This is a genomic window from Psychrobacter sp. SC65A.3, assembly GCF_025642195.1.
Lineage (GTDB): Bacteria > Pseudomonadota > Gammaproteobacteria > Pseudomonadales > Moraxellaceae > Psychrobacter > Psychrobacter cryohalolentis.
In genome coordinates, this window is the sequence record NZ_CP106752.1 from 2,878,590 (window position 1) to 2,900,774 (window position 22,185).

Consider the following 22,185-nt stretch of genomic DNA (forward strand, 5'->3'; position numbering starts at 1 on the left):
TAAGCGTAAACAGTTGAGCAAGTAGTTTAAATAATTTTAGAGTAGTAGCACGTTACGCTAAACGTCTCTTTTTTATCTCAAATTTACTATATGTTAAATATTATAAACTGGTTGTCTTAATAGCAGTGAGAATGGTTTCTGGTGCCAAATCCTCTACGCGCCAATAACTTAAATTTTGCTCAGCAACCATATTGGCTAAGCGCTCACCCAATACCACATAAGAAAAGTCTGATAGTTTAAGTGGCGCATTGACTGACATTACTTGGTGTTCTGCTGCTACATCGAATGTTTTGGCAGCCTGAACGATACTTTCCCAATGCTCAAATGCGGTACCACTACTTACAATGACAATGGGTTTTCCTTGCTGTGACGCGGTTATGCCAACGGTCGCATTTCGATTATTGAAATCTTGTAGCCATTGCTGATACTGCATCATGGCATCAATAGGCATTTTGCGCTCGTACCAAGCAATGCTATCGATATGCACACCGCGCGCTTGCAAAGTATCAACCAATAATCGTCGTCCACCAAGACCTCGCCACACGAGTAGCTTATCCCCCGCCTGCAGGCTATCAATCTCAGGCATCGCCAGCATACCTTCATTATTAGCAATAACAGGCTGCAGTACTTGATAACTGGCGTTTGATAACTTTGCCTCATTTAACACAGCAGCAGTCGCTTCACCAACAGCAATCAGATGGCTTGGCGCTACTGAAATATTAGAGCTACCTTCTATAGCCTCTACTGCTTTATCAGTCGCGCCATTAGCTTGGTGCTCACGCTCAAGCAACTGCCAAATAGCCAAACCTGAGGCTGCCGCTGTCGGGCTAACGATGACCAATGCTTGATACTCGCCTGCTAGCCACTGGCGCATCAGTATCATATCACTATCAGTGGTCAAACGCGGTTGCAGTGTCAACATCGGCATATCAACAACCGACATACCTGCCGCTTGTAAATGTCGCGTCAGTGGGGCGGCACGCTCGACTGGGCGCGTATTGATGACAAGTTGCGGCAGCAATAATGGCGTATTAATTGGTTGATTTGAATCCGTGGACTTAGATGATGACCAAGACATAAATATACCGTGAAAAAAGCAAATAGAGTTAGCACCATCATAGAGTCATCTAAACCATGATAACTCTATGACTGAGTTGATAATGATGATCCAGTGTTATACAGACTAGCTATTACTCAGGATGATAGATCGCTGATAGAATCTCACCAGCACCAGCTTGCAATAACATCTCAGCAACTTCGATACCCAACTGGTTTGCTTGGGCTTCTTGCTCAGCTTGACTGCCTGTTAACGTCTGGCGCTTGTCCACCTTAAGCAGCTCGCTACCATCTTCTTGACCAACGCGACCGCGCAGCCATAAGGTATCGCCAGCATCGTTGTTACCATTGTCATTATCATTGCTATCATTATCAGCAGCCAATGCATCTGCCTTTTGTAATACAGCATAAGCGGCGATAGGTACTTGGCAACCGCCCTGCAGATGACGATTTAATGCGCGCTCAGCGATTAAGCGGATACGGGCTTTGTCGTCATTGAGTGGTGCCAATAATTTTAATACGTCGGCATCATCTTCACGACATTCAATTGCTAACGCGCCTTGCCCAACTGCTGGCAAGCAAATATTGATATCCAACTCACTACGAATACGTGCATCAAGCTCAATGCGCTGTAGACCACTAGTCGCCAAAATAATCGCATCATACTCGCCCGCATCTAACTTGCTTAGTCGCGTGCCGACATTGCCGCGGAGGGTTTTAATTTGCAAATCGGGACGATAAGCTTTGATTTGACACTGACGACGCAAACTTGCAGTACCGACTACCGCCCCTTGTGGCAACTCATCGATACTATGATAAGTATTCGATACAAAAGCGTCGGTTGGTGAAGCACGTTTGCAATAAACGCCTAGCGTCAACCCTTCTGGTAAATCCATGGGCACGTCTTTGAGTGAGTGCACTGCGATATCTGCTTGCTTGTCATACAGTGCTTGCTCAAGCTCTTTAACAAATAAACCTTTGCCGCCAATTTTAGCCAGTGGCGTATCCAAAATTTTGTCACCTTTAGTGACAATTTTTAGCAGATTAATTGTCATCTCAGGATACAAAGCTAGTAATCGATCACGAATATGCTCAGCTTGCCATAATGCCAGTGGGCTCTGGCGCGTAGCGATATTTAAGGTAGTCAAAGCAGGTTGCTGCATGGTGCTCATAAAAGGCCTCAATAATTTTAATACTAAACGGTCATTGCTCGACGATAATGTGAGTTTTTCGCCCAAGATGGGGCATAAAAATGGTTTATAACGATAATAATGCAAAAAAAATACCCCTATTTAAGCATAAATAAGGGTTTGATGATATGGCGTGATTATTTTAGGAGACAAAGTGAGGCATGCTTAGATGTTTTGAATCTTTTCGCGCAGCCCTGGTAAATGGCGGCGGCTCACTGCCAAAGTCTCATCAATTCCTTTAAAATGTAACTGATATTGGCCGGCATCTAAAGTCTCTAAAAAATCTAAATATTTGATATTGATGATAGCGTTACGATGTACCCGGAACAGCTTGTCTTCAAACTCTTGCTCAAGCTCTTTTAAGGTGTCATCAATGAGCACGATGCCATCCTTGTGCCGTACTTTGACGTACTTCTGATCTGCCGTAAAATAGTAGATATCTTTGAGTTTTATCAGCTCAACACCGCGATGGGTACGCGCTGCAATATGTTCGCGCACTGGACGAGACGTTGGACTTTCAAGTTTACGAATCTCATTGAGCTGCGCCGCATTGAGATTGGTGGCTTTTTCTAGGGCTTCGAGCAACTCATCTTTATTGGCAGGCTTTAGCAAGTAACCAATGGCATTGGCTTTCAAAGCGGCAATGGCATAATGATCATAGGCCGTCACAAAGATGATTGCGGGCGGATGTTGCAGCTTAGCAAGCTCTTGCGCACACTGTACGCCATCCATCTCAGGCATACGAATATCTAGCAATATGATGTCTGGCTGCTGAGATTTTACGGCACTAATGGCTTCGATACCCGTCTTTGCTTGGGCAACCACCTCATGACCTGACTCTTTAACAATCCTAACCAAACGTTCACGAGCTAATGGTTCATCATCACAAACTACGATCCGCATGCAAGCTCCTTTCAAGGGCATACTTTGAACATATATTTAAAAATATCAATAATATATTAGCACTTATAACCTATCATCTAGTATAGGGAAATAATGGTTTTTGATAATAGATTTACCTTAATCAGACTTATTATCCGTCCATACTATTCGTGCGATATAATAAATGCTGCAATAAATATGCCACGGTTAAAAAATCTATAAGCTAACGTCCTGTAGCGGATAATCGATAGTGGTCATAATCTGTTTGCTTGTCACCCTACTTTGGATATCTGCACTCTGACCAAAATACGCTTGTAAGCGCTGCGCTTGAATATGAAAATCCATATGTTGGCGCAAATCATGATGGATCATTAAACTATTTTTAGGTAATTGTACGTTAATGGTGATTGCCACACGGTGCTGTAGCCACGTGACATGAATATCGATATATACAGTTTCAGTGCTCCTCTCAACCACATTCAGCAGCATTTTTTCAATCACGCTCTGTAAACTCAAAGCGGTGATGACCATGTCATACATGATATTTTCATCAGGCAGCTGCCAACTGACTACCAACTTGTCTGCCAATCGAATCGTCTCAATGGCCAAATAATGCTCACAAAGTGCCACCTCTTCTGCAAAACTGATCTCGCGCGCACCATTAAAGCTGGCACGAAATAATACTGAAACGTGTTGTAATAAATCGGCAGCGCGAGAAGGATTGGTCTCAATCAGTGACATTAAGGTATTAATGGTATTAAAAAAGAAATGCGGTGCCAGACGCGCTTTTAATACATCATTTTGTGCGGCAAGCTTTTTTTCAAAAGATTGCTTCAGCGCCGTCATCTCACGATAACGACGTAAAAAGATCAGCAATCCTGTAATGGTAAATCCTGCAATAATTAAAGTGTTAAAGATAACGGTTGAGATAAAAGCAGTGAGAGTAAAGGTAAAGGCGCCTGTATTGATCATCAATAACAGAACCAGTATCAACGTGATAATGGCACTGATAGTAATGATGAACAGAACATATAAGCTCACCTTCAATGTACGCATACGTTTAAAAACAGGGCGTAGATAGTCAATGAGATAAAAGGAAGGCAGCAGTGTTAAGGCAGTTTGGATAAATCTTGCCGTCATTTTTATGGCAAATTGTGTTTCATTGACAACGCTATGACGATCGACAATCGCTAAAAAAAGCGACCAAAAAAAGATTACCAGCAGCCATTGCCAAGGTTTCATGATTTCCATGAGCTTGGGTATAAAAAACTCTAAGCGCTCCGCTAGTAAGGCAACCTCATCATTTGCTATACTTGAGTTCTTATTCTCTTGACTTGTCTTAGACTGATATGAACGCCAATTCTTCAAACCTTAGTAATCCCGATTCAAATAAAAATTCATCTGCTTCTGAGTTTAGCACAGATGCTTCTATAACAAACGCTGCCGCACAGAACAGCCCTACTACTAGTAGTCAGGGTCAGCAGATGTGGGGCGGACGCTTTAGTGAAGCGACCGACAGCTTTGTGGCAGCCTTTACCGCATCGGTTGGTTTTGACCAGCGCTTTGCCCGCCACGATATTCAAGGCTCAATTGCCCATGCGACCATGCTCAGAGAGTGCGGTATCTTGGAAGCTGATGACGTTGCAACGATCATTGATGGTTTGCATCAAGTACTACGCGAAATCGAAGCCGGTGAGTTTAATTGGTCGATTGCGTTAGAGGACGTGCATATGAACGTCGAATCGCGCCTGACCGATATCGTCGGCGCGGTGGGCAAAAAGCTGCATACCGGTCGTAGCCGTAATGACCAAGTGGCGACTGATATTCGTCTTTGGTTACGCGAAGAGACTGATAATATCATTGCGCTATTGGTGCGGTTGCAAAGTGGCTTGCTAGATTTGGCTGAACAGCATACTGATACCATCATGCCGGGCTTCACTCATTTGCAAACCGCGCAGCCGGTCAGCTTTGGTCATCATGTCATGGCATGGTTTGAGATGCTATACCGTGATACAGAGCGCCTAGTCGATGCCCGTCGCCGCATTAACCAAATGCCGCTTGGTAGCGCGGCACTTGCTGGTACGACTTTTCCAATTGACCGTACCATTACCGCTGAGCTATTAGGTTTCGAAGGTATTTGCCAAAACTCGCTTGATGCGGTATCAGATCGTGATTTTGCCATCGAATTTACTTCGGCAGCATCTATTTTAATGATGCATATGTCACGCATGAGCGAAGAGATTATTCTTTGGATGTCAGCACAATTTAACTTTGTGCAGATTCCTGATCGCTTTTGTACTGGCTCATCAATCATGCCGCAAAAGAAAAACCCTGACGTGCCAGAGTTGGTTCGTGGTAAAGCCGCACGCGTATTTGGTCAATTAATGACGCTACTTAGCCTAATGAAAAGCCAGCCGCTTGCTTATAATAAAGACAATCAAGAAGACAAAGAACCGCTATTTGATTGTGTTGATACCTTGACCGGTTCATTACTAGCATTTGCTGATATGCTACCAAATATCACGCCGAATAAAGAAAATATGCGCGCCGCCACGATGAAAGGTTATGCAACTGCTACTGATTTAGCGGATTATCTGGTGCGCCGTGGCGTGGCGTTCCGTGATGCTCATGAAGTGGTCGGTAATGCCGTCGCTTTGGGCATTGCTGAGGGCGTTGATTTAAGCGACTTATCTCTTGCGCAACTCCAGCAGTTTAGCGATGCGATTGGTGAAGACGTGTTTGAGTATTTAACCTTAGAAGGTTCACTTGCCGCACGTGACCATTTGGGCGGTACTGCGCCGAATCAAGTCAAAAAAGCCGTTAGCCGTGGTCGTACCCGATTGGAATTATTCGCTTAGTATCTGTTTAATAGTATTAGCGCTTTATTATTAAAAATGCCCGCCTTCGTTGCGGGTGTTTTTTTGAGCATAATCAGGTACAGTATTAGGTAATATCATTTGTTATTAACCTTATTAAAAAAACCATTATAAACAGGAGTCATTCATGACCGAAACCTTTAACCCACAAGCCAATACCGTTTTTTGCCGCAAATATCAGCAAGAGTTACCAAAAATGCCGCATCCGCCTTTTCCGAATAAAAAAGGTCAAGAACTGCAAGAAACCGTGTCTGAAAAGGCTTGGAAAGAGTGGCTTGAGCAGCAAACCATGCTGATTAACGAAAACCATCTTAGTATGCTGGATCCAAAAGCGAAGCAATTTTTGACTGAGCAGCGTGATAAATTTTTAGATAATGAAGATTATGAGCGTGCTCAGGGATGGACACCAGAAAGTTAATATTGAAACGGTACTAACAAATCGGTAAATGACTAGGACTTGTCGTCGAAGTTTGATAGTATTAACAAGATTCACAACACTGACAGACTCGGGGTGCGATATATATTGACTGCTTAATATGCAGTTGACGTATGGTCGCTGAGAAACCACCCGCCGAACCTGATGCGGTTAGTACCGACGCAGGGAAGTCTTAAGCTTATGTTATATCTGTATAAAGGGCGCGCAGAAATGCCTTCTTATTATTGTTCATATCTAGCAGCGCTTTATATTGCTGTATGCCAATAAATAAAATGATGCCCACCAATCCTTTATAGATAATGCTATTAAAATTTATTTTGATAGCATTATTGTTTCATGATTGAATTTATCGATATGGGATAGGCTTGCCCCGCAGATACTGGCGGTGTTGATTTTATTCAAAAACCAACACGCTAGGACAGCATATGACTATTTCAGATATTGGCTCGCAAGCCACTACGCATACCCCTGTAAAAGCAAGCAAAGCAGACGCACTAAAAACTCCCGCCCATCGCAGCGAAACTGACGCCCGTTTTGAAGAAGACGCACGCGACCTACATCGCATTTTGCCTGCCTCTCGCAAAGTCTATATCGAAGGCTCACGCCCTGATATTCAAGTGCCGATGCGCGAGATTACCCTAGACCCTACTCCTATTCAAGGCGTGTCCGAGTCCGAGTGGGAGCAAAATCCACCGTTTTATGTGTATGACACCTCAGGCGTCTATACCGACCCCAATGCCACGATTGACTTGACCAAAGGTCTGCCAAAACTACGCGAAGGTTGGATAGATGAGCGCGGTGATACCGAACAGCTAGCTGGTTTATCAAGCTCATACGGTCTGGCGCGCGCACGTGATATCAGTACTGCAAACTTACGCTTTGCTCATATTGACAAGCCTCGCCGTGCTAAAGCTGTTGATGGGAAAGTAGGTAACGTTACTCAATTGCACTATGCTCGTCGCGGTATTATTACCCCAGAAATGGAATATATAGCCATCCGCGAAACCCAAAAACAGCATGAGCTAACTGATATGCGCCAGCACGAAGGCGAGACTTTTGGTGCGCACACGCCAGCGATTATTACCCCAGAATTTGTACGCAGTGAAGTGGCTGCTGGTCGCGCTATTATCCCGAACAATATCAACCACCCTGAATCTGAACCTATGATTATCGGGCGTAATTTTTTGGTAAAAATTAACGCCAATATCGGTAACTCAGCGCTGGGTTCTTCTATCGATGAAGAAGTCTCGAAAATGACATGGGCGACGCGTTGGGGCGCGGATAACATCATGGATCTGTCTACTGGTAACCATATTCATGAAACCCGTGAATGGCTGATTCGTAATTCACCTGTACCGATTGGTACGGTGCCGATTTATCAAGCGTTAGAAAAAGTCGATGGCGTAGCCGAAGATTTAACGTGGGAGATATTTCGTGATACTTTGATTGAGCAAGCCGAGCAAGGCGTTGATTACTTCACCATTCACGCTGGCGTATTGCTTGAATACGTTCCGCTAACTGCCGGACGCTTAACCGGTATCGTCTCGCGTGGTGGCTCTATCATGGCACAGTGGTGCATGTTTCATAATAAAGAAAGCTTTTTATATACTCATTTTGAAGACATCTGCGAGATTATGAAACAGTATGATGTGGCATTTAGTTTGGGCGATGGCTTACGTCCGGGCTGCTTGCAAGATGCCAATGATGAAGCGCAGTTTGGTGAGCTGCGTACCCTTGGCGAGCTGACTCAAGTGGCATGGAAGCATGACGTACAGGTCATGATTGAAGGTCCGGGACACGTGGCAATGAACCGTATTAAAGAAAATATGGATTTGCAGCTTGAAGTTTGTGCTGATGCGCCCTTTTATACACTAGGACCCTTAACCACCGATATCGCACCGGGTTATGACCATATCACTAGTGCGATAGGCGCGGCGATGATTGGCTGGTTTGGCACGGCGATGCTGTGTTATGTGACCCCAAAAGAGCATTTGGGTCTGCCGAATAAGAAAGATGTCAAAGATGGCATCATCACTTATAAAATCGCCGCTCATGCTGCTGACCTTGCCAAAGGACACCCCGGTGCGCAGGCACGTGACAACGCGTTATCCAAAGCGCGTTTTGAGTTCCGCTGGGACGATCAGTTCAATCTGGCGCTTGATCCGGATACTGCGCGTGAATTTCATGATGAAACCTTACCCAAAGATGCACACAAGACGGCACACTTTTGCTCCATGTGTGGTCCAAAGTTTTGTTCAATGAAAATCACTCAGAATGTCCGTGAGTATGCCAAAGGACTAAATGCCCAATAAACTGACAGAAAAATCTCACAAAGAAGCTCGGCAGTTATATAAAAAAGTATAGAAATACAACGCTAACAACTATTGTTCAAGTATAAAAAAAGCCCCTGCACATAACAGGGGCTTTTTTTATACTAATAGATGAATGCTTTAAACTTAAAATTTCAAATTAGACTTTACAAGTTAAATTTTAGAAGCCTGATAAATTTCATTAATCGAAGTGTTAATAGTATCAGCAAATTCTTGATCGCTTTGCTGCTTGCTCAAGCCTTCAGTAAAGGCACGCGAGAAGCTAGCAATCATACCCGGATTTTGCTTCAATTTTGCGCAGGCATCCGTGCGACTATAACCACCCGATAATGCCACGACTTTCAATACTTTTGGATGATCAATCAGTTCTTGATAAAATCCAGCTTCTTCAGGCAAGGTCAGCTTGAGCATCACTTGTTGCTCATCATTTAAGCGCTCAAGATTATGCAAAATACTGGTTTTAAGAATCAGCTCACAATCATGCTTTTTATCACTATTGATATCAATTTCTGGCTCAACGATCGGCATTAGACCCTTTGATAGGATTTGTTTTGCTACGTCAAACTGCTGTTGGACAACCAACTCAATGCCATCAACACTTGGCTCATAAATCACGGAGCGCATTTTAGTACCAAATACTGGATAATTTTTTGCTTTGTCCAATAATAGATCTAGATTTGGCATCGGGCGCATGACTTGCACGCCATTCATACGCTCTGCTAAGCCCTTATCCACCTTTAAAAACGGGACGATTTGCTTGTCTTCCCATAAATAGTTGGCAGTGGGCTTGCCATTGACCGCGCGCTCCATAGTATCTTCAAACAAAATCGCCCCAAGTACCCGCTCATTATCAAAGCAGTCGCACGTCATAATACGCGCTCGCATCTCATGCACTTGGTCAAACATGGCTTCGTCATTGTCATAGGCATCGCCCATAACCCCATAATTCTCTAACGCTTTTGGCGTGCTGCCACCACTTTGGTCAAGGGCTGCGATAAATCCTGAACCATTTTTGATACGTTGTAATTGCTTTTGGTATTCCATGGAAAGAGCATCCTATTTTATTTATTGAGGTCAAGTGTCACAAATGATATTTTTAGCTGATATTAGTTTAACTGTTCGTAGATAACCTTACCATAGGATGCTATATGTGCCTATAACTGAACGGCAAAAGCATTTATAAAATTGTTGTCATACCTATATTACGCCAAAAATATCTACCCCAAAAACAAGACCGCGACACAGCAAATCGCCAATAATAAACCCAATATATTGATACGGTTGAGTGATTCTTTAAATACTCCAACGCCTATAATAGTAGCAATAGCAATCACACCAACGTTCATCCCAGTAAAGACGATACTTGGCGATTCTGACAATACTTGATGGGCGCGAATATAGGCATAAATATTACCCATATTTAGCACACCAAGTAACATTCCTGCTGTAAGTGCATTGCCCTGCCAGCGTACGCGCATGATGAGCAGATAAATCAACAATAGCAGACCTGCCAACCCAAAACTGACAAATAATGTCAGTGGAAAGGCAGCACCTTGCTTGGCAACTTGTTTAAATAGAATATCAATAACGCCATAGCCTGCCCAGACGCCAAACAACCATAGCGGTGTATGTTTGGCTTGTTTGCTAATCTCACCCTGCTGCGGACGATAAATCAGCGCCCCGAGCGCCAAAAATCCGAGCAATAAGCCAAAAATGCGTGTGCCGGTGAGCACTTCACCAAATAATAAAAAGGCGGCGACGATAGGAATGATCAATGACAGTCGCTGAGCGGCATCAGTAGCTACCATACCGACTGCTTCAATCGTGCGCCCAAGAATGATAAATACCGCAGGCAGTAGTACACCAAGGGCAATAATAATTGCCCATGCTCCACCAAGGTCACTCATGCCACTGACATCTGGCTTCAATAAAAACCAAGTCAATAAAAAGGCGACCGGATAACCGGCAACGATGGTTTGACGAATATCAATATCACGTTGGCGCAATATTTTAAGTAACACAGAGACGGCAACGCTACACAGCACTGCTATCGTTAAATACATCATAACGCTTTACCTTAGTCATCCATCATATCGAGGGTATATATCAAAATTAATTTTAAAAGAGAAAAAAAACATAGAATGTAACAATATATTTCTTATGCAGCAAGCCATTTATTTTGACGAGTCATAAGATATGCAAATTAGTGTCTGCTGCGTTCAAATTACAATTAGCCTGTAAGTGTGTTGGTCAAGATTTGCTAAAATAGACGCCTACTTATTCACCTATATAATTGCTCAAGATGGCGTCTATTCACGCTTTTCTTGACGTATTGCTATTGCCTATGAACGCTCTATTTCGCTTTTTTGAAAATCGCCTACCTGCCTTCCCTGAAACGCCGATGCCACTACCCTCACCTCGTGATGGCATGCTGAAATTTTTGTGGGCATGCACTAATGGTCTACGTGGCTGGCTACTGATATTTATGATTTTGTCAGCCGGTATCGGTATTTACGAGGCCATGCTCTTTGCTTGGATTGGTAATATTGTTGACTGGCTTGGGGTTTATACCCCGCAAAATCTGTGGCTAGAAAAAGGCGACATGCTGCTGCTTATGCTGGCGGTGATGATTGTCAGCCCATTATGGATTGCCTTATCCTCATTTATCCATTTTCAAACCTTGCAAGGGGTATTCCCCATGCAGATGCGCTGGCGTTTTCATCAGCGTATGCTTGGTCAATCGATGCAGTTCTATCAAGATGAATTCTCCGGTCGCGTTTCTGCTAAAGTGATGCAAACCGCATTGGCAGTACGTGATACCGTTATGACAGTTACTGACATGTTTATGTATGTCGCTGTCTATTTTATTACTTCAGGTATCATTCTCTTCAATCTTGATAGTTTGCTACTGATTCCCTTTATCGCGTGGTTTGTATTAGTTTGGCTTGCGATGTGGTATTTCATACCTAAACTCAAACAAACGGCTATTGTACAAGCAGATGCTCGCGCCTTGATGACGGGGCGCATTACTGATGCCTACGCCAATATTATGACCGTCAAGCTGTTTAGTCACTCGCGCCGTGAGCTCAGTTACGCCAAAAACGCCATGGGGCAGTTTTTGGGTACCGTCCATGCACAAATGCGCTGGGTCAGCTATCTTGAGTTTTCAACGCATTTGATTAGTGTTGTTTTGGTCAGTAGTACTGCCGGTATCGGCTTGTATTTATGGCAACAAGAAGCCATTGGTGTCGGTGCTATTGCTGCTGCAACTGCTATGGCGCTACGCTTGAATGGTTTAACGCGTTGGATTATGTGGCAGACGGCAAGTTTGTTTGAAAGTATCGGTACGGTACAGGACGGTATGCGTACCTTATCTGCACCGCAAACCATCATTGACAAACCCAATGCACCAGCTTTAAAAGTCACAGAAGGTCGTATCGTCTTCGATCATGTTGACTTCAGTTATGAGAATGACAGCGATGATACAGACAATAACGATGGTGGAAATTTAAACGACGGTAACCTATCAGCCACGTCTACTATCAAACTTCTCGATAATTTTTACTTGGACATCAAACCCGGCGAAAAAATCGGTCTGGTTGGACGTTCAGGTGCCGGCAAATCCACCTTGGTCAATCTACTCTTACGCTTCTTTGATGTCGATAAAGGTAAAATCCTCATTGATGGTCAAGCGATTGATGAGGTGACCCAAGAGTCCTTACGTCAGCAAATCGGCATGGTGACCCAAGATACCTCTTTATTACATCGTACCGTACGCGAGAACATCGCTTATGGTCGTCCGGATGCCACTGATGAGCAGATTATCATCGCGGCAAAACAAGCTCAGGCATGGGACTTTATCAAAGATTTATATGATGATAAGGGCAACATGGGGCTTGATACTCAAGTGGGTGAACGCGGCGTCAAACTTTCGGGTGGGCAGCGTCAACGTATTGCCATCTCACGCGTTATGCTAAAAAACGCGCCTATTCTACTGTTAGATGAAGCCACCAGTGCGCTCGATTCTGAGATCGAATTTGCAATTACTGAAAGCTTAAACGATATTATGACTGGCAAGACAGTTATTGCCATCGCCCATCGCTTATCAACCATTGCCGCTCTTGATAGACTGGTTGTGATGGATAAAGGTCAAATTATTGAGCAAGGCAGCCATGATGAACTATTGAATCTACATGGTATCTATGCACGATTATGGCATCGCCAAAGCGGCGGCTTCTTAGGTGAAGACAGTTAATTAAAAGCGCTTTATTAAGAGCAACTTCTCACAGGGACGTGTTTATTTTATGGAAGCTTATACAAATCGCATCAACCTTGCTGGCAGACAGGCTCGCTATTATGACTTACAGCAACTACGCTCAGCCAATCAAACTAATTATAAACGTGCGCCTGCCCATTTCTATGGGGGTAACAGCTTTACCGTTGGTACTTATACACCATTGTTAAATGAGCTGGCAGCCAGCTTTGAACTGAGCTCATTGGCATTACGCGGCTATTGGTATGATAAACCGCAAGCACGCCGCCTAACACGTGAGCAAGATGCTGAAATGCTGATTGAGTTTTTAGAAAAAACCCAAGATAAACCAGTTGTTGGCATTGGACATTCGCAGGGCGCAACTGCTACTGCAATAGCGGCAGCAAAGCGTCCAGAGCTTTTCTCAGAGCTCTATCTTATCGAGCCTGTTACCTTTACCAAAAAACAAGCAAGAATATATAATCTGTTGCCGCGGCAGTTTTTACTAAGCCAAGAACCCTTTAAAAGCACATTAACTAAGCAAACCACTTGGGCAAGTATTCAGGAATACTTCGATCACTTGCGGGCACAGAGAGCGTATCAACGTATCAGTGATGCTCACTTAAAAACCTTTGCTACACAAAGCTTGAGCGCTAACAATGACGATAGCTATACTCTGCTATTCTCACCAGAACAAGAGTTAGCTAATTATTTTGGTGCCCCTCATATTGATGCCGCACTCAAGAAATTAAGCTGCCCTTACACTTTGATTACTGGCAAACCCACCTTATTTATCAATCCAAAAGTGCGTAAACAATGGCACAAATTTGTTCCTGATAGCAGTATTATTTCCTTACCAGAGTATGGACATTTATTACCCATGGAGGCGCCAGAAATCTGCGCTCAAATTATCAATGAGCATTATCAGAGCAATAAATAAGCTGACCTATGACTGACCTTTTTGCGCCCAAACCGACTAACAATCTACTGCCTTATGACGGTCAGGTAAATGACTTAGGAATTGTGATCGATTATCCCAGCCCCTTATTTTACAACTTGGTGACTGAGTTACCTTGGCAAGAAGATATTGTTACTTTATTTGGCAAGACACATGTCACAACGCGTCAAATCGTTTGGATGGGTGATAGCGATATTGACTATCAGTACTCTGGTCATACGCGTCAAACCATACCTTGGACAGATACTGTGTTTCATGTGAAACATCATATCGAACAGAAATTATTAGATCTTGGCATTGATGCCAATTTTAATTCCTGTTTACTTAACTATTATCCTTCTGGTGAGGATGGTATGGGCTATCATGCCGATGATGAACGAGAGCTTGGTGAGCAACCCGTTATTGCTTCATTATCTCTTGGTGCTACGCGTAAATTTGTCTTTAAACATAAAAAAACTCAAGATAAAGTTGAGCTTTATCTTGAGTCAGGTCAGCTAATTGTCATGCATGGTGATACCCAAAGCTTTTGGAAGCACAGTATTACCAAGACTAAAAAGGTAACCACAGGACGCATTAGCCTAACTTTTCGGCAAATATATCCAAATAATCGAAGCTAACCATTAGCTAAATCTATTATCCAATCAACCTCGGCTCAACTAACTTTCAATACCAATTTACCAAAAGCATCGCCTTTTTGCAGCTCATGATGGGCGGTAACGACTTCTGACAATGGATAAGTCTTTTGCAAACGTAAAGTCAGTTGACCATCTGCTACCAACTGTAGCACTCGTGCCATATCCTCACCATTACGCTGAGCCGCATAACCTTCAACGCTTAGATTTTTTTGACTGCCTGCTTCTTTGAGTTTATCTACCCAAATTGTTGGTAGGACATATACACGTCCAGACTCTTTGACAACGTCTAGCGCCCTTACACCCGCTTCATCACCGACCAAATCTAATAAGACGTCGGCTTGCAGCTCAGGGAACGAATCATTTTTGGTGTAGTCAATCCAGCCTGTAAGCTGGCTAGTATCTATCAAGCTATCCAGTTTTTTATACTTTTCTGCTGAGCAAATAAGCGTAACTTTGATATTATGTTTAGCGATTTTTTTCGTCAAAAGCTGTATCAATAGATGACCAACACCGCCTGCTGGGGCATTCATCACTACATGCTCGCCCTCTTTGATATCAGCAAACTCAACAAACTGTAGCGCCGTTTGTCCGATACAAGGTAAGGCGCCTGCCTGCTCTAAGGTGACAGCTTCAGGTACACGTGCCAGCATTTTAGCATCAACAGCGACATATTCAGCATAGCATCCACCGTTAAAAGTTAATGCTGCGACTTTATCACCAACAGCAAATTTTGTACTTTGACTGTCAACTACTGTGCCTGACATATCAAAACCCAAAATCGCTGGTTGATTATGATCAAACTTATCTTTTTGGATATTGGTGGCGCCCCAGCCTTTACCTTGACGAGTTTTATAATCGACTGGATTGATACCGGCGTAAGCAACTTTTACCAGCACTTGATCATCTGTCAAATCAGGTACGGCAACATTATCTTGGTATATCATGACTTCAGGTTCACCAAACTCACGTATGAGTACGGCATTTTGAGTAATTGGTACGCTTTTATCAGACATTGTTTATCATCCTTGTTTATTTTACGGTTTAGCGTTATTTATTCCATTAATAATTTTTACTCTATAGCAACGCCAGTTCTGCACTCAAAGGCAGATGATCAGACAGGGTTGACCACGGTTTACCCGTATGTACCCAAGCATCTTTTATTCTGAGATTACGGACATAGATACGGTCTAAGCTCAATACAGGTAGCTTTGCTGGAAAGGTAGGCAGCAGCTTGCCGTGACAATGTTTAAAAGCTTCTGTCATACCCAAGCTTGATGCCAATCTATCACAAGACATTTTTTTCCAGTCATTAAAATCGCCCGCCAAAATCAGTGGCTGGTTAGGGGCAATCTCATCTCGGACATAGTTAGAAATCGCTTCATATTGCTTGATACGATCGCGCTCAAATAGGTTTAAATGGGCGCATAAAACCACCACTGGCACCTCCCAACCTACCGGCTGCACTTCACAGTGCAAAACCCCGCGCTGCTCAAGCTTATTGACCGTAATATTGACGTTGTGCTTGGGATCAAGTGGAAATCGGCTCAACACCGCATTGCCATGATGGCCGTTATCGTACTCTGAATTTTTGCCATAACTGTTTTCTAGTTGCAGATATTCACCAAACCATTCGTGCTGAGACTGGTCAGGGTACTCGTTGTATTGAATATTGCGCTTAAGGTTTTGCCCCTGTACTTCTTGTAGACAGAGTATGTCCGAACCAATAATATCAAGTGCTTGGGCGATACCCTGAACTTTGACCTGGCGATTCATCGGCGACATGCCTTTATGAATGTTATAACTTGTGAGTACAAAAGAGGTGGTATTAGTCATAATGGTAGTAGTCATAAACTCAGTATTTATAGAGTAGATATTGGGTTTTGAATATGGTCAGCTCAAAATAAAAAATAATCGTTTGAGATAGAATCGAGGCACTATAAAACCATACATATAAAAAGAGCATTGGCTCATACTGAACCAATGCTCTCATACTATACCTATGTGCTATCAATGACCAATGGCTAATTCGTTACTGAGCCTATGTCATCTATTAATAGCGGGTGACAAGAGCAATCGGTTGGTCTGCATTCATAATATCTTGTGGCATAAAGACCGCTTTACCGCCATTATGAATGACATGCTCAATAATTTCACCAATAGCATCATCAGTGATACCTTCTGCACTTGAGTCGTCCGCAAGACTTAGCGTTTGCGCTTTTTCATCAATTTTGGCTGGTTGAATATAGCCACGGCGGACATACAAGGTATCGCCTATACCCTGAAAAGCACTGCGATAGACTTCTTGCAAATCAGTCTGTAGTTTGTTCGCCCCGCGCGCTTTATCAATCTCGCCCAGTGCCGCTTGGTGTAAGGAGGTACGATAACCTTCTACTGCTTCTTGTACACTGTTAATAACATGCTGTGCACCACCCTCATCTAGATTGGTGGCGTTTGATACCGTAGCGATGATATTATCCGGACGGTCACAGACATCTTTATAGTAGCCAATATTTTTGCTATCACCGACTACGACTAGCGGCATTTTATGCTCGCCCCACAGCTCTTGAACACTCTTATCTACTTGGTTAAAGAACTCTTTTAACGCACTACTCTCATTATTCGCTGAGCGATCTGATCCGCCATCGCTTGTCGTATGAAGTCCATTATTGTCGATAGGAAAAGGAATGTTTTCCATATTATTTTGGGCAGTATCGTCTAGATCAAACTCTCGTATCACGCGATCATTAGAGGCTTCAATTAAACGTGCCTTATCACGAGTCAATACCAAAGTATAATAATGCACAGCGCTTGCCATATCACGCACTAAATCACGGGTCGCAAAACGATGTGAGATAACCACGCGCTCAGTGGTATCAATAGGCATACGGATCACTTGCACATCGTCAGTACTAGCAAAAATAGCTAAGGTATCTAGATTAAGATTATGATTCAGCTCTTTGGTCTTAGCATGGATATTGTCTAAGATAGTGGTTGCCGTACGCTTGTCATACTCATTGGTTAGACGTTCTTCGACGACTTTTAATTGGTTTTTTAGGGCAATAGGGTCTTTGTCATTAGCAGGGTGTTCGCGGTGCGTTTTGACAAAAATACTGACTGCTGGATTCGCCTTTGTCTCACGTAAGCTTTTAAGAGTTGCTTTCATTTAATACTCCTTGTTTTATGACTATAAATTTCCAATACTACTTTTGGTACGCCTTGCCTGTTACTTATTCTAGATTTTTGCGGGCAGGCGACTGCATACTCTTAATAACATAGCATGCTTAACAGGCTATTCATACTACAGCACTATTAACGCCTGTTATCCTATTACACTACCAACTTGACCACACAAGCTATAGGGTTAATTTGCAAGCAAATGATGATGCTTTGTAAATAATATCAACGCTTGCCACAATAACCTTAATAACAGTAGCATTAATAAAGGTCACTTGATTAACAGCTTAGCAGAGCTCAAGCTTTCAGCTTGTATTTTCACCGATGAAGACCCATCATTTAAATATTGAAATGCTGATTATTAACAATGGTTATCAATACCCTATAATAATTAGCCTCACATCAAGCTATTTAACTTTGAGAAACATTGATACTAATATGTCTTTAAAATATAAACAGTAACGCCTATTAATCATTTGAACGATTTGAGTAATTACGCCAAATTAAACCCTTTTATCTGCCAAACTCATTATTTATAACGGAACCTTTTATGACTTCTATTTCTTCAAATTTACATCTTGTCGATTTTGCCGATACTGCACCAAGCACTTTACAACAGCAAGTAATCAGCGCCATTGACACGGCTAATGCGTTTTTAGATGAGTTGACGGTGTGTACAGATAGCAAGGATACGTCTACCTCGATAGACGCTGAGCAAGCGCTAATTGATATAGAAAACTTTGACCACATCAATTTGGCATTGGATCGAAGTTGGGGCATTTTGTCGCATCTGAATAGTGTCATGAGCAATGATGAGATCCGCCATGTCCATCATGAGCTGTTACCAAAGCTATCAGCTTATGGTACGCGCGTTGGGCAGCATCAGCCGCTATTTAGTCGTTATCAAGCGATTGTCAATGATAAAGCTTTCTTCGCAGCTCTTGAGCCGGCACGAGCACGAGCTATTGAGCTTGCGCTACGTAGCTTTGAGTTATCAGGGGTCGCATTACCAAAAGCTGAGCAAGATAAATTTGCGGCTATTCAAAGTAAGCTGTCTACGTTATCAGCCACTTTCTCAGACCATGTTTTAGACGCCACTCAAGCTTATGCGTTGCCGCTTAAAACAGAGCAGTTAGCAGGTTTGACTGAAAGTGGTTTGGCATTAATAGCCGATGCTGGTGAGCAGTACAAAACAAGCCAGCTTGCAAATGGTTCGCTCACGCAAACAGAGATTGATACCTTACCGATGCCTTATTATGTGGCAAGCTTAAATATTCCTGTGTATCTTGCCATTATGACCCATGCCGATGATCGCAACTTACGCGAGACGTTATATCGTGCCTATGTCACTCGCGCCTCTGAGTTTGATGAGCATACTAATGCTAAAGGTCAGTCTCTAAATAACGCAAATATCATGAGTGAGATTTTGCAGTTACGTGAACAAAAAGCCAGACTATTGGGTTTTCATAACTATGCAGAGGTATCGCTATCTACCAAAATGGCAGACAGCGTGGCAGAAGTAGAAACCTTTTTACGTGATTTAGCAGTTCAAGCAACGCCAACTGCTGCGCAAGATTTGATGCAATTGCAAAAATATGCGCAAGATTACGGTATTGAAGATTTGCAGCCGTGGGATAGTGCTTATATCGCCGAAAAGGTCAAACAAAGCGAGTTCAGCTTATCACAAGAAGAGATTCGCCCGTATTTCCCATTACCAAAAGTGATTAGCGGGTTATTCGCTATCGTTGAGCGTTTATACGGTATCAAAGTACAAGAGCAAAATGAATCCGTATCACGCTGGCATGATGAGGTGCGTTTTTATCAGTTATTTGATGCTGATGATAACTTGCTTGGCGGTTTTTACTTTGATTTATTTACCCGTAGTGGTAAACGCGGCGGCGCCTGGATGAGTGGCTTTCAGTCACGTTATAGTTATGAAGAGCAAAACCATCAACAGCTACCAGTGTGCTTTATGGTCGGTAACTTCACCCCAGCACTCGATGGTAAGCCAAGCTTATTGACTCATGATGAAGTTGTCACCTTGTTTCATGAGTTTGGTCACGGTTTACATCATCTGTTGACTCAAGTAACGATAGGTGATGTTGCTGGCGTCAATGGCGTAGAATGGGACGCCGTCGAGCTGCCAAGCCAGTTTATGGAGAACTGGGCGTGGGACGCTGAAGGTATTGCTCTTATTAGCAGTCATGTCGAAACTGGCACGCCATTACCAAAAGAGAAACTCGATGCGCTATTGGCAGTCAAAAACTTCCAAAGTGGTTTGCAAACGCTCCGTCAAATCGAATTTTCTTTGTTTGATTTGTTGATTCATGCGCACACGCCAGCGCTTAATTATGAAGGTATCTTGACTACGCTTAACAGCGTACGTAATGATATTGCCATTTTACAGACGCCTGATTACAACCGCTTTGCCAATGGCTTTAGTCACATTTTTGCTGGTGGTTATGCCGCTGGTTATTATTCTTATAAATGGGCAGAGCTGTTGTCTGCTGATGCTTTTAGTAAATTTGAAGAAGACGGCATTTTTAATCCCATCACAGGTAAAGCCTTCCGTGAGACTATTTTATCAGTGGGCGGTAGTTTTCCAGCTAAGGTGAATTTTGAAAATTTCCGTGGTCGTAGCGCCAGTATTGATGCTTTGCTACGTCATAGCGGTTTTTCTGATACTAAAGACCAGACTAAAAGTAGTACGGCTGCCAATGCCTCAATAACACGCGAGGTGATTTAAATGCGCTATCAATCAACGCGCCCAAAGCGGCAGTTTTTAGCGGGCGTTCGCTGCCCGAAATGTCAGGTCATGGATGCGGTAGTACAAGTCAATATCGTTGTGCCAGCGCCTGATGAATATATTGAATGTACGCTATGCGGGCATACTGAACATCGCCCTGATCCTGATGAGATCAGCGCAAAGAACCATCTTGAAGACCAATTAACTCGTGACGCTATGATTACCGGAACCAGTGGGACGGTCAAATTCAAAGAATAACTCTTTATATTTGACGATCAGACAGTCATATCTCATGATTGCTATAAACAATGCTGTATTTAATCGCCCTTCTATCAATAGATGGGCTTTTTTATTTCGAGTTTGCTATAGTATGGCAGGATATCTTTAACCTAAATTGAACGTAGTATGAAAAGCAAAAAAATGCGTCCTTTCTCCCATAAAGTCTCAAAAAAATCTACCCATTCTGCTAAGCCACGTCAAAAATGGTGGTTTGGTATTTTATTAATTGTGCTGTTAATCGGTTATTTCGTTTGGAAAGGCACGGCATCTCAATCCGATCAGAGCTCTGCTGAAAATTTGCCGGTGACTTCCGAACAAGATAAGCCTACACAGATTGCTTCTGTACCATTAGAAGATGACGTTAATAATATTATTGATGATGAAAATCAAGGTAGCGCTAGCATGACGGATTCTGATATCCCAGATGCTAAAGCCATCTTAGAAGCCCCATTACCAAAAACGAACAGCTTAGCCAAAGAAGAGATTGATCGTTTAGAAGATGAACGTAAGCGCTTAGCCGAACAAGAAAAGATCGCTGCTGAACAGATTGCCATGACCAAACAATTAACCGAACTTAAGGCTCAAGAAATCGCATTACTTGAGCAACAAATTGCCCAATTAGAGGCTGATACTGCGGTTAAAACCAACACTAATTAGCAGTTATCGCCAAATAATGTATGCTTTTATTCAGGGGTTGATGATGGCATCTTTGCAACTCACTCATAATCCTATTCTAAATAGCAGCGCTCAGCTGCTCATACTTCCTGTTAATAGCGCTGGTCTCCTTTTAGATCCTATTTTGACTCGCGCAAAAACCCTATATCCTGATAATTATCAACGTTACTATCGTGCGTGCCGTGATGGTAGCTTAATGGTTGGTAGCTGTTTGCTACATAAACGCATACGTGAGCAAGCTGGGCTTAGTGTCAGTAGTAATGGCAACCAACCCAGTTATATCGCTAACCTTGTTATATCAGATCACCCTTATCATCCAGTAAGAGTACGCTGGTTGACGGCAGCTTTAGTAGATTTACGACAACAACTGACAACGCTGATACGCTATCAAGGTATCCGTCACATTGCTCTGCTTGCCCGTCCACTTATCTACAACCATTCACGCAATGAAGCCAATCCTTCGACGAATGAGTCTCTTATAACAAACGCGCTTCCATTAGATTGGCATATTGATATATTGCCTCTCATAGCCCATTATTTAGCAAATTTACCTAAGCTTCGCATTGATATCCATGTACCTAAAGACGTTGCCATATAGCATATTTTCTAATTTTAGTTATATTTTACGTCCATAAAAAAACCGCCTTGAGCACTCATAATAAGTGATTCAAGGCGGTTTTTTAAATATTAACGCTA

General features: G+C 42.9%; 19 protein-coding genes and 1 riboswitch. Of the genes, 10 read left to right on the forward strand and 9 right to left on the reverse strand.

The window, feature by feature from the left end; all coding sequences use genetic code 11:
- Positions 1-100: 100 nt before the first annotated feature.
- The 4 genes from OEG80_RS12195 to OEG80_RS12210 all read right to left on the reverse strand — a co-directional run bounded on the left by OEG80_RS12195 (position 101) and on the right by OEG80_RS12210 (position 4,496).
- Positions 101-1,078 carry a uroporphyrinogen-III synthase gene (locus OEG80_RS12195; protein ID WP_011512474.1) on the reverse strand — a complete coding sequence of 326 codons (978 nt, stop codon included), beginning with the start codon at positions 1,076-1,078 and terminating at the stop codon, positions 101-103.
- Positions 1,079-1,190: 112 nt separating this feature from the next.
- Entirely contained in the window at positions 1,191-2,228 is a 1,038-nt protein-coding gene (gene hemC / locus OEG80_RS12200) for a hydroxymethylbilane synthase (protein ID WP_201530569.1), read from the reverse strand.
- 183 nt (positions 2,229-2,411) lie between these two features.
- Complete coding sequence (locus OEG80_RS12205; protein WP_011512472.1) at positions 2,412-3,149, reverse strand: LytR/AlgR family response regulator transcription factor; 738 nt, start codon at positions 3,147-3,149, stop codon at positions 2,412-2,414.
- Positions 3,150-3,344: 195 nt separating this feature from the next.
- Positions 3,345-4,496: a histidine kinase gene (locus OEG80_RS12210; protein WP_263241058.1), complete on the reverse strand. Its 1,152-nt coding sequence runs from the start codon at positions 4,494-4,496 to the stop codon at positions 3,345-3,347.
- Between the two features lie 116 nt (positions 4,497-4,612).
- Between OEG80_RS12210 and argH the strand changes: the two genes are divergently transcribed.
- The 3 genes from argH (at position 4,613) to thiC (ending at position 8,752) form a co-directional block, all read left to right on the forward strand.
- A complete protein-coding gene (argH, locus tag OEG80_RS12215) occupies positions 4,613-5,986 on the forward strand; it encodes an argininosuccinate lyase (protein ID WP_041772188.1) in 1,374 nt (457 codons plus the stop codon).
- Between the two features lie 145 nt (positions 5,987-6,131).
- A complete protein-coding gene (locus tag OEG80_RS12220; protein ID WP_011512469.1) occupies positions 6,132-6,422 on the forward strand; it encodes an oxidative damage protection protein in 291 nt (96 codons plus the stop codon).
- Positions 6,423-6,501: 79 nt separating this feature from the next.
- Positions 6,502-6,625, forward strand: a riboswitch (TPP riboswitch).
- A gap of 240 nt (positions 6,626-6,865) precedes the next feature.
- Positions 6,866-8,752, forward strand: a complete 1,887-nt coding sequence (thiC, locus tag OEG80_RS12225) for a phosphomethylpyrimidine synthase ThiC (RefSeq protein WP_263241059.1) — start codon at positions 6,866-6,868, stop codon at positions 8,750-8,752.
- A 171-nt stretch (positions 8,753-8,923) separates the two neighbouring features.
- Here the strand turns inward: thiC and OEG80_RS12230 are convergent, their stop codons facing one another.
- Complete coding sequence (locus tag OEG80_RS12230) at positions 8,924-9,814, reverse strand: fructose bisphosphate aldolase (RefSeq protein WP_011512467.1); 891 nt, start codon at positions 9,812-9,814, stop codon at positions 8,924-8,926.
- 173 nt (positions 9,815-9,987) lie between these two features.
- A complete protein-coding gene (locus OEG80_RS12235) occupies positions 9,988-10,836 on the reverse strand; it encodes an EamA/RhaT family transporter (protein ID WP_263241060.1) in 849 nt (282 codons plus the stop codon).
- Between the two features lie 278 nt (positions 10,837-11,114).
- On the opposite strand from OEG80_RS12235, the gene OEG80_RS12240 reads away from it, so the two are divergent.
- From OEG80_RS12240 to OEG80_RS12250, 3 genes are read left to right on the forward strand one after another with little or no spacing between them, the layout of a single operon-like run.
- Entirely contained in the window at positions 11,115-13,025 is a 1,911-nt protein-coding gene (locus tag OEG80_RS12240) for an ABC transporter ATP-binding protein (RefSeq protein ID WP_263241061.1), read from the forward strand.
- Positions 13,026-13,074: 49 nt separating this feature from the next.
- Complete coding sequence (locus OEG80_RS12245) at positions 13,075-13,962, forward strand: alpha/beta fold hydrolase (RefSeq protein ID WP_263241062.1); 888 nt, start codon at positions 13,075-13,077, stop codon at positions 13,960-13,962.
- An 8-nt stretch (positions 13,963-13,970) separates the two neighbouring features.
- Positions 13,971-14,597: an alpha-ketoglutarate-dependent dioxygenase AlkB family protein gene (locus OEG80_RS12250; protein WP_263241063.1), complete on the forward strand. Its 627-nt coding sequence runs from the start codon at positions 13,971-13,973 to the stop codon at positions 14,595-14,597.
- A gap of 35 nt (positions 14,598-14,632) precedes the next feature.
- Here OEG80_RS12250 and OEG80_RS12255 read toward each other — a convergent pair whose 3' ends face one another.
- The 3 genes from OEG80_RS12255 to OEG80_RS12265 form a co-directional block, all read right to left on the reverse strand.
- On the reverse strand, positions 14,633-15,628 hold the full coding sequence (locus OEG80_RS12255; RefSeq protein WP_263241064.1) for an NADP-dependent oxidoreductase: 996 nt from the start codon (positions 15,626-15,628) through the stop codon (positions 14,633-14,635).
- 61 nt (positions 15,629-15,689) lie between these two features.
- Positions 15,690-16,448: an endonuclease/exonuclease/phosphatase family protein gene (locus tag OEG80_RS12260; protein WP_133103967.1), complete on the reverse strand. Its 759-nt coding sequence runs from the start codon at positions 16,446-16,448 to the stop codon at positions 15,690-15,692.
- A 217-nt stretch (positions 16,449-16,665) separates the two neighbouring features.
- Positions 16,666-17,778: an AOC03_06830 family ribosome hibernation factor gene (locus OEG80_RS12265; RefSeq protein WP_011512460.1), complete on the reverse strand. Its 1,113-nt coding sequence runs from the start codon at positions 17,776-17,778 to the stop codon at positions 16,666-16,668.
- A gap of 561 nt (positions 17,779-18,339) precedes the next feature.
- Between OEG80_RS12265 and OEG80_RS12270 the strand changes: the two genes are divergently transcribed.
- The 4 genes from OEG80_RS12270 (at position 18,340) to OEG80_RS12285 (ending at position 22,087) form a co-directional block, all read left to right on the forward strand.
- Positions 18,340-20,535 (forward strand): M3 family metallopeptidase, encoded by a 2,196-nt coding sequence (locus OEG80_RS12270; RefSeq protein ID WP_263241065.1) that lies wholly within the window; start codon positions 18,340-18,342, stop codon positions 20,533-20,535.
- Positions 20,536-20,793, forward strand: coding sequence for a YheV family putative metal-binding protein (locus OEG80_RS12275; RefSeq protein ID WP_133103969.1), 258 nt, complete (start codon positions 20,536-20,538; stop codon positions 20,791-20,793).
- A 147-nt stretch (positions 20,794-20,940) separates the two neighbouring features.
- Positions 20,941-21,471: a hypothetical protein gene (locus tag OEG80_RS12280; RefSeq protein ID WP_263241066.1), complete on the forward strand. Its 531-nt coding sequence runs from the start codon at positions 20,941-20,943 to the stop codon at positions 21,469-21,471.
- A 43-nt stretch (positions 21,472-21,514) separates the two neighbouring features.
- A complete protein-coding gene (locus OEG80_RS12285) occupies positions 21,515-22,087 on the forward strand; it encodes a hypothetical protein (RefSeq protein WP_181209350.1) in 573 nt (190 codons plus the stop codon).
- Positions 22,088-22,185: the final 98 nt, after the last annotated feature.

Coding starts and splice junctions, on each gene's coding strand:
- OEG80_RS12195 (WP_011512474.1), bottom strand. CDS start 1,078: ATGTCTTGGTCATCATCTAAGTCCACGGATTCAAATCAACCAATTAAT.
- hemC (WP_201530569.1), bottom strand. CDS start 2,228: ATGAGCACCATGCAGCAACCTGCTTTGACTACCTTAAATATCGCTACG.
- OEG80_RS12205 (WP_011512472.1), bottom strand. CDS start 3,149: ATGCGGATCGTAGTTTGTGATGATGAACCATTAGCTCGTGAACGTTTG.
- argH (WP_041772188.1), top strand. CDS start 4,613: ATGTGGGGCGGACGCTTTAGTGAAGCGACCGACAGCTTTGTGGCAGCC.
- OEG80_RS12220 (WP_011512469.1), top strand. CDS start 6,132: ATGACCGAAACCTTTAACCCACAAGCCAATACCGTTTTTTGCCGCAAA.
- thiC (WP_263241059.1), top strand. CDS start 6,866: ATGACTATTTCAGATATTGGCTCGCAAGCCACTACGCATACCCCTGTA.
- OEG80_RS12230 (WP_011512467.1), bottom strand. CDS start 9,814: ATGGAATACCAAAAGCAATTACAACGTATCAAAAATGGTTCAGGATTT.
- OEG80_RS12235 (WP_263241060.1), bottom strand. CDS start 10,836: ATGATGTATTTAACGATAGCAGTGCTGTGTAGCGTTGCCGTCTCTGTG.
- OEG80_RS12240 (WP_263241061.1), top strand. CDS start 11,115: ATGAACGCTCTATTTCGCTTTTTTGAAAATCGCCTACCTGCCTTCCCT.
- OEG80_RS12245 (WP_263241062.1), top strand. CDS start 13,075: ATGGAAGCTTATACAAATCGCATCAACCTTGCTGGCAGACAGGCTCGC.
- OEG80_RS12250 (WP_263241063.1), top strand. CDS start 13,971: ATGACTGACCTTTTTGCGCCCAAACCGACTAACAATCTACTGCCTTAT.
- OEG80_RS12255 (WP_263241064.1), bottom strand. CDS start 15,628: ATGTCTGATAAAAGCGTACCAATTACTCAAAATGCCGTACTCATACGT.
- OEG80_RS12260 (WP_133103967.1), bottom strand. CDS start 16,448: ATGACTAATACCACCTCTTTTGTACTCACAAGTTATAACATTCATAAA.
- OEG80_RS12265 (WP_011512460.1), bottom strand. CDS start 17,778: ATGAAAGCAACTCTTAAAAGCTTACGTGAGACAAAGGCGAATCCAGCA.
- OEG80_RS12270 (WP_263241065.1), top strand. CDS start 18,340: ATGACTTCTATTTCTTCAAATTTACATCTTGTCGATTTTGCCGATACT.
- OEG80_RS12275 (WP_133103969.1), top strand. CDS start 20,536: ATGCGCTATCAATCAACGCGCCCAAAGCGGCAGTTTTTAGCGGGCGTT.
- OEG80_RS12280 (WP_263241066.1), top strand. CDS start 20,941: ATGAAAAGCAAAAAAATGCGTCCTTTCTCCCATAAAGTCTCAAAAAAA.
- OEG80_RS12285 (WP_181209350.1), top strand. CDS start 21,515: ATGGCATCTTTGCAACTCACTCATAATCCTATTCTAAATAGCAGCGCT.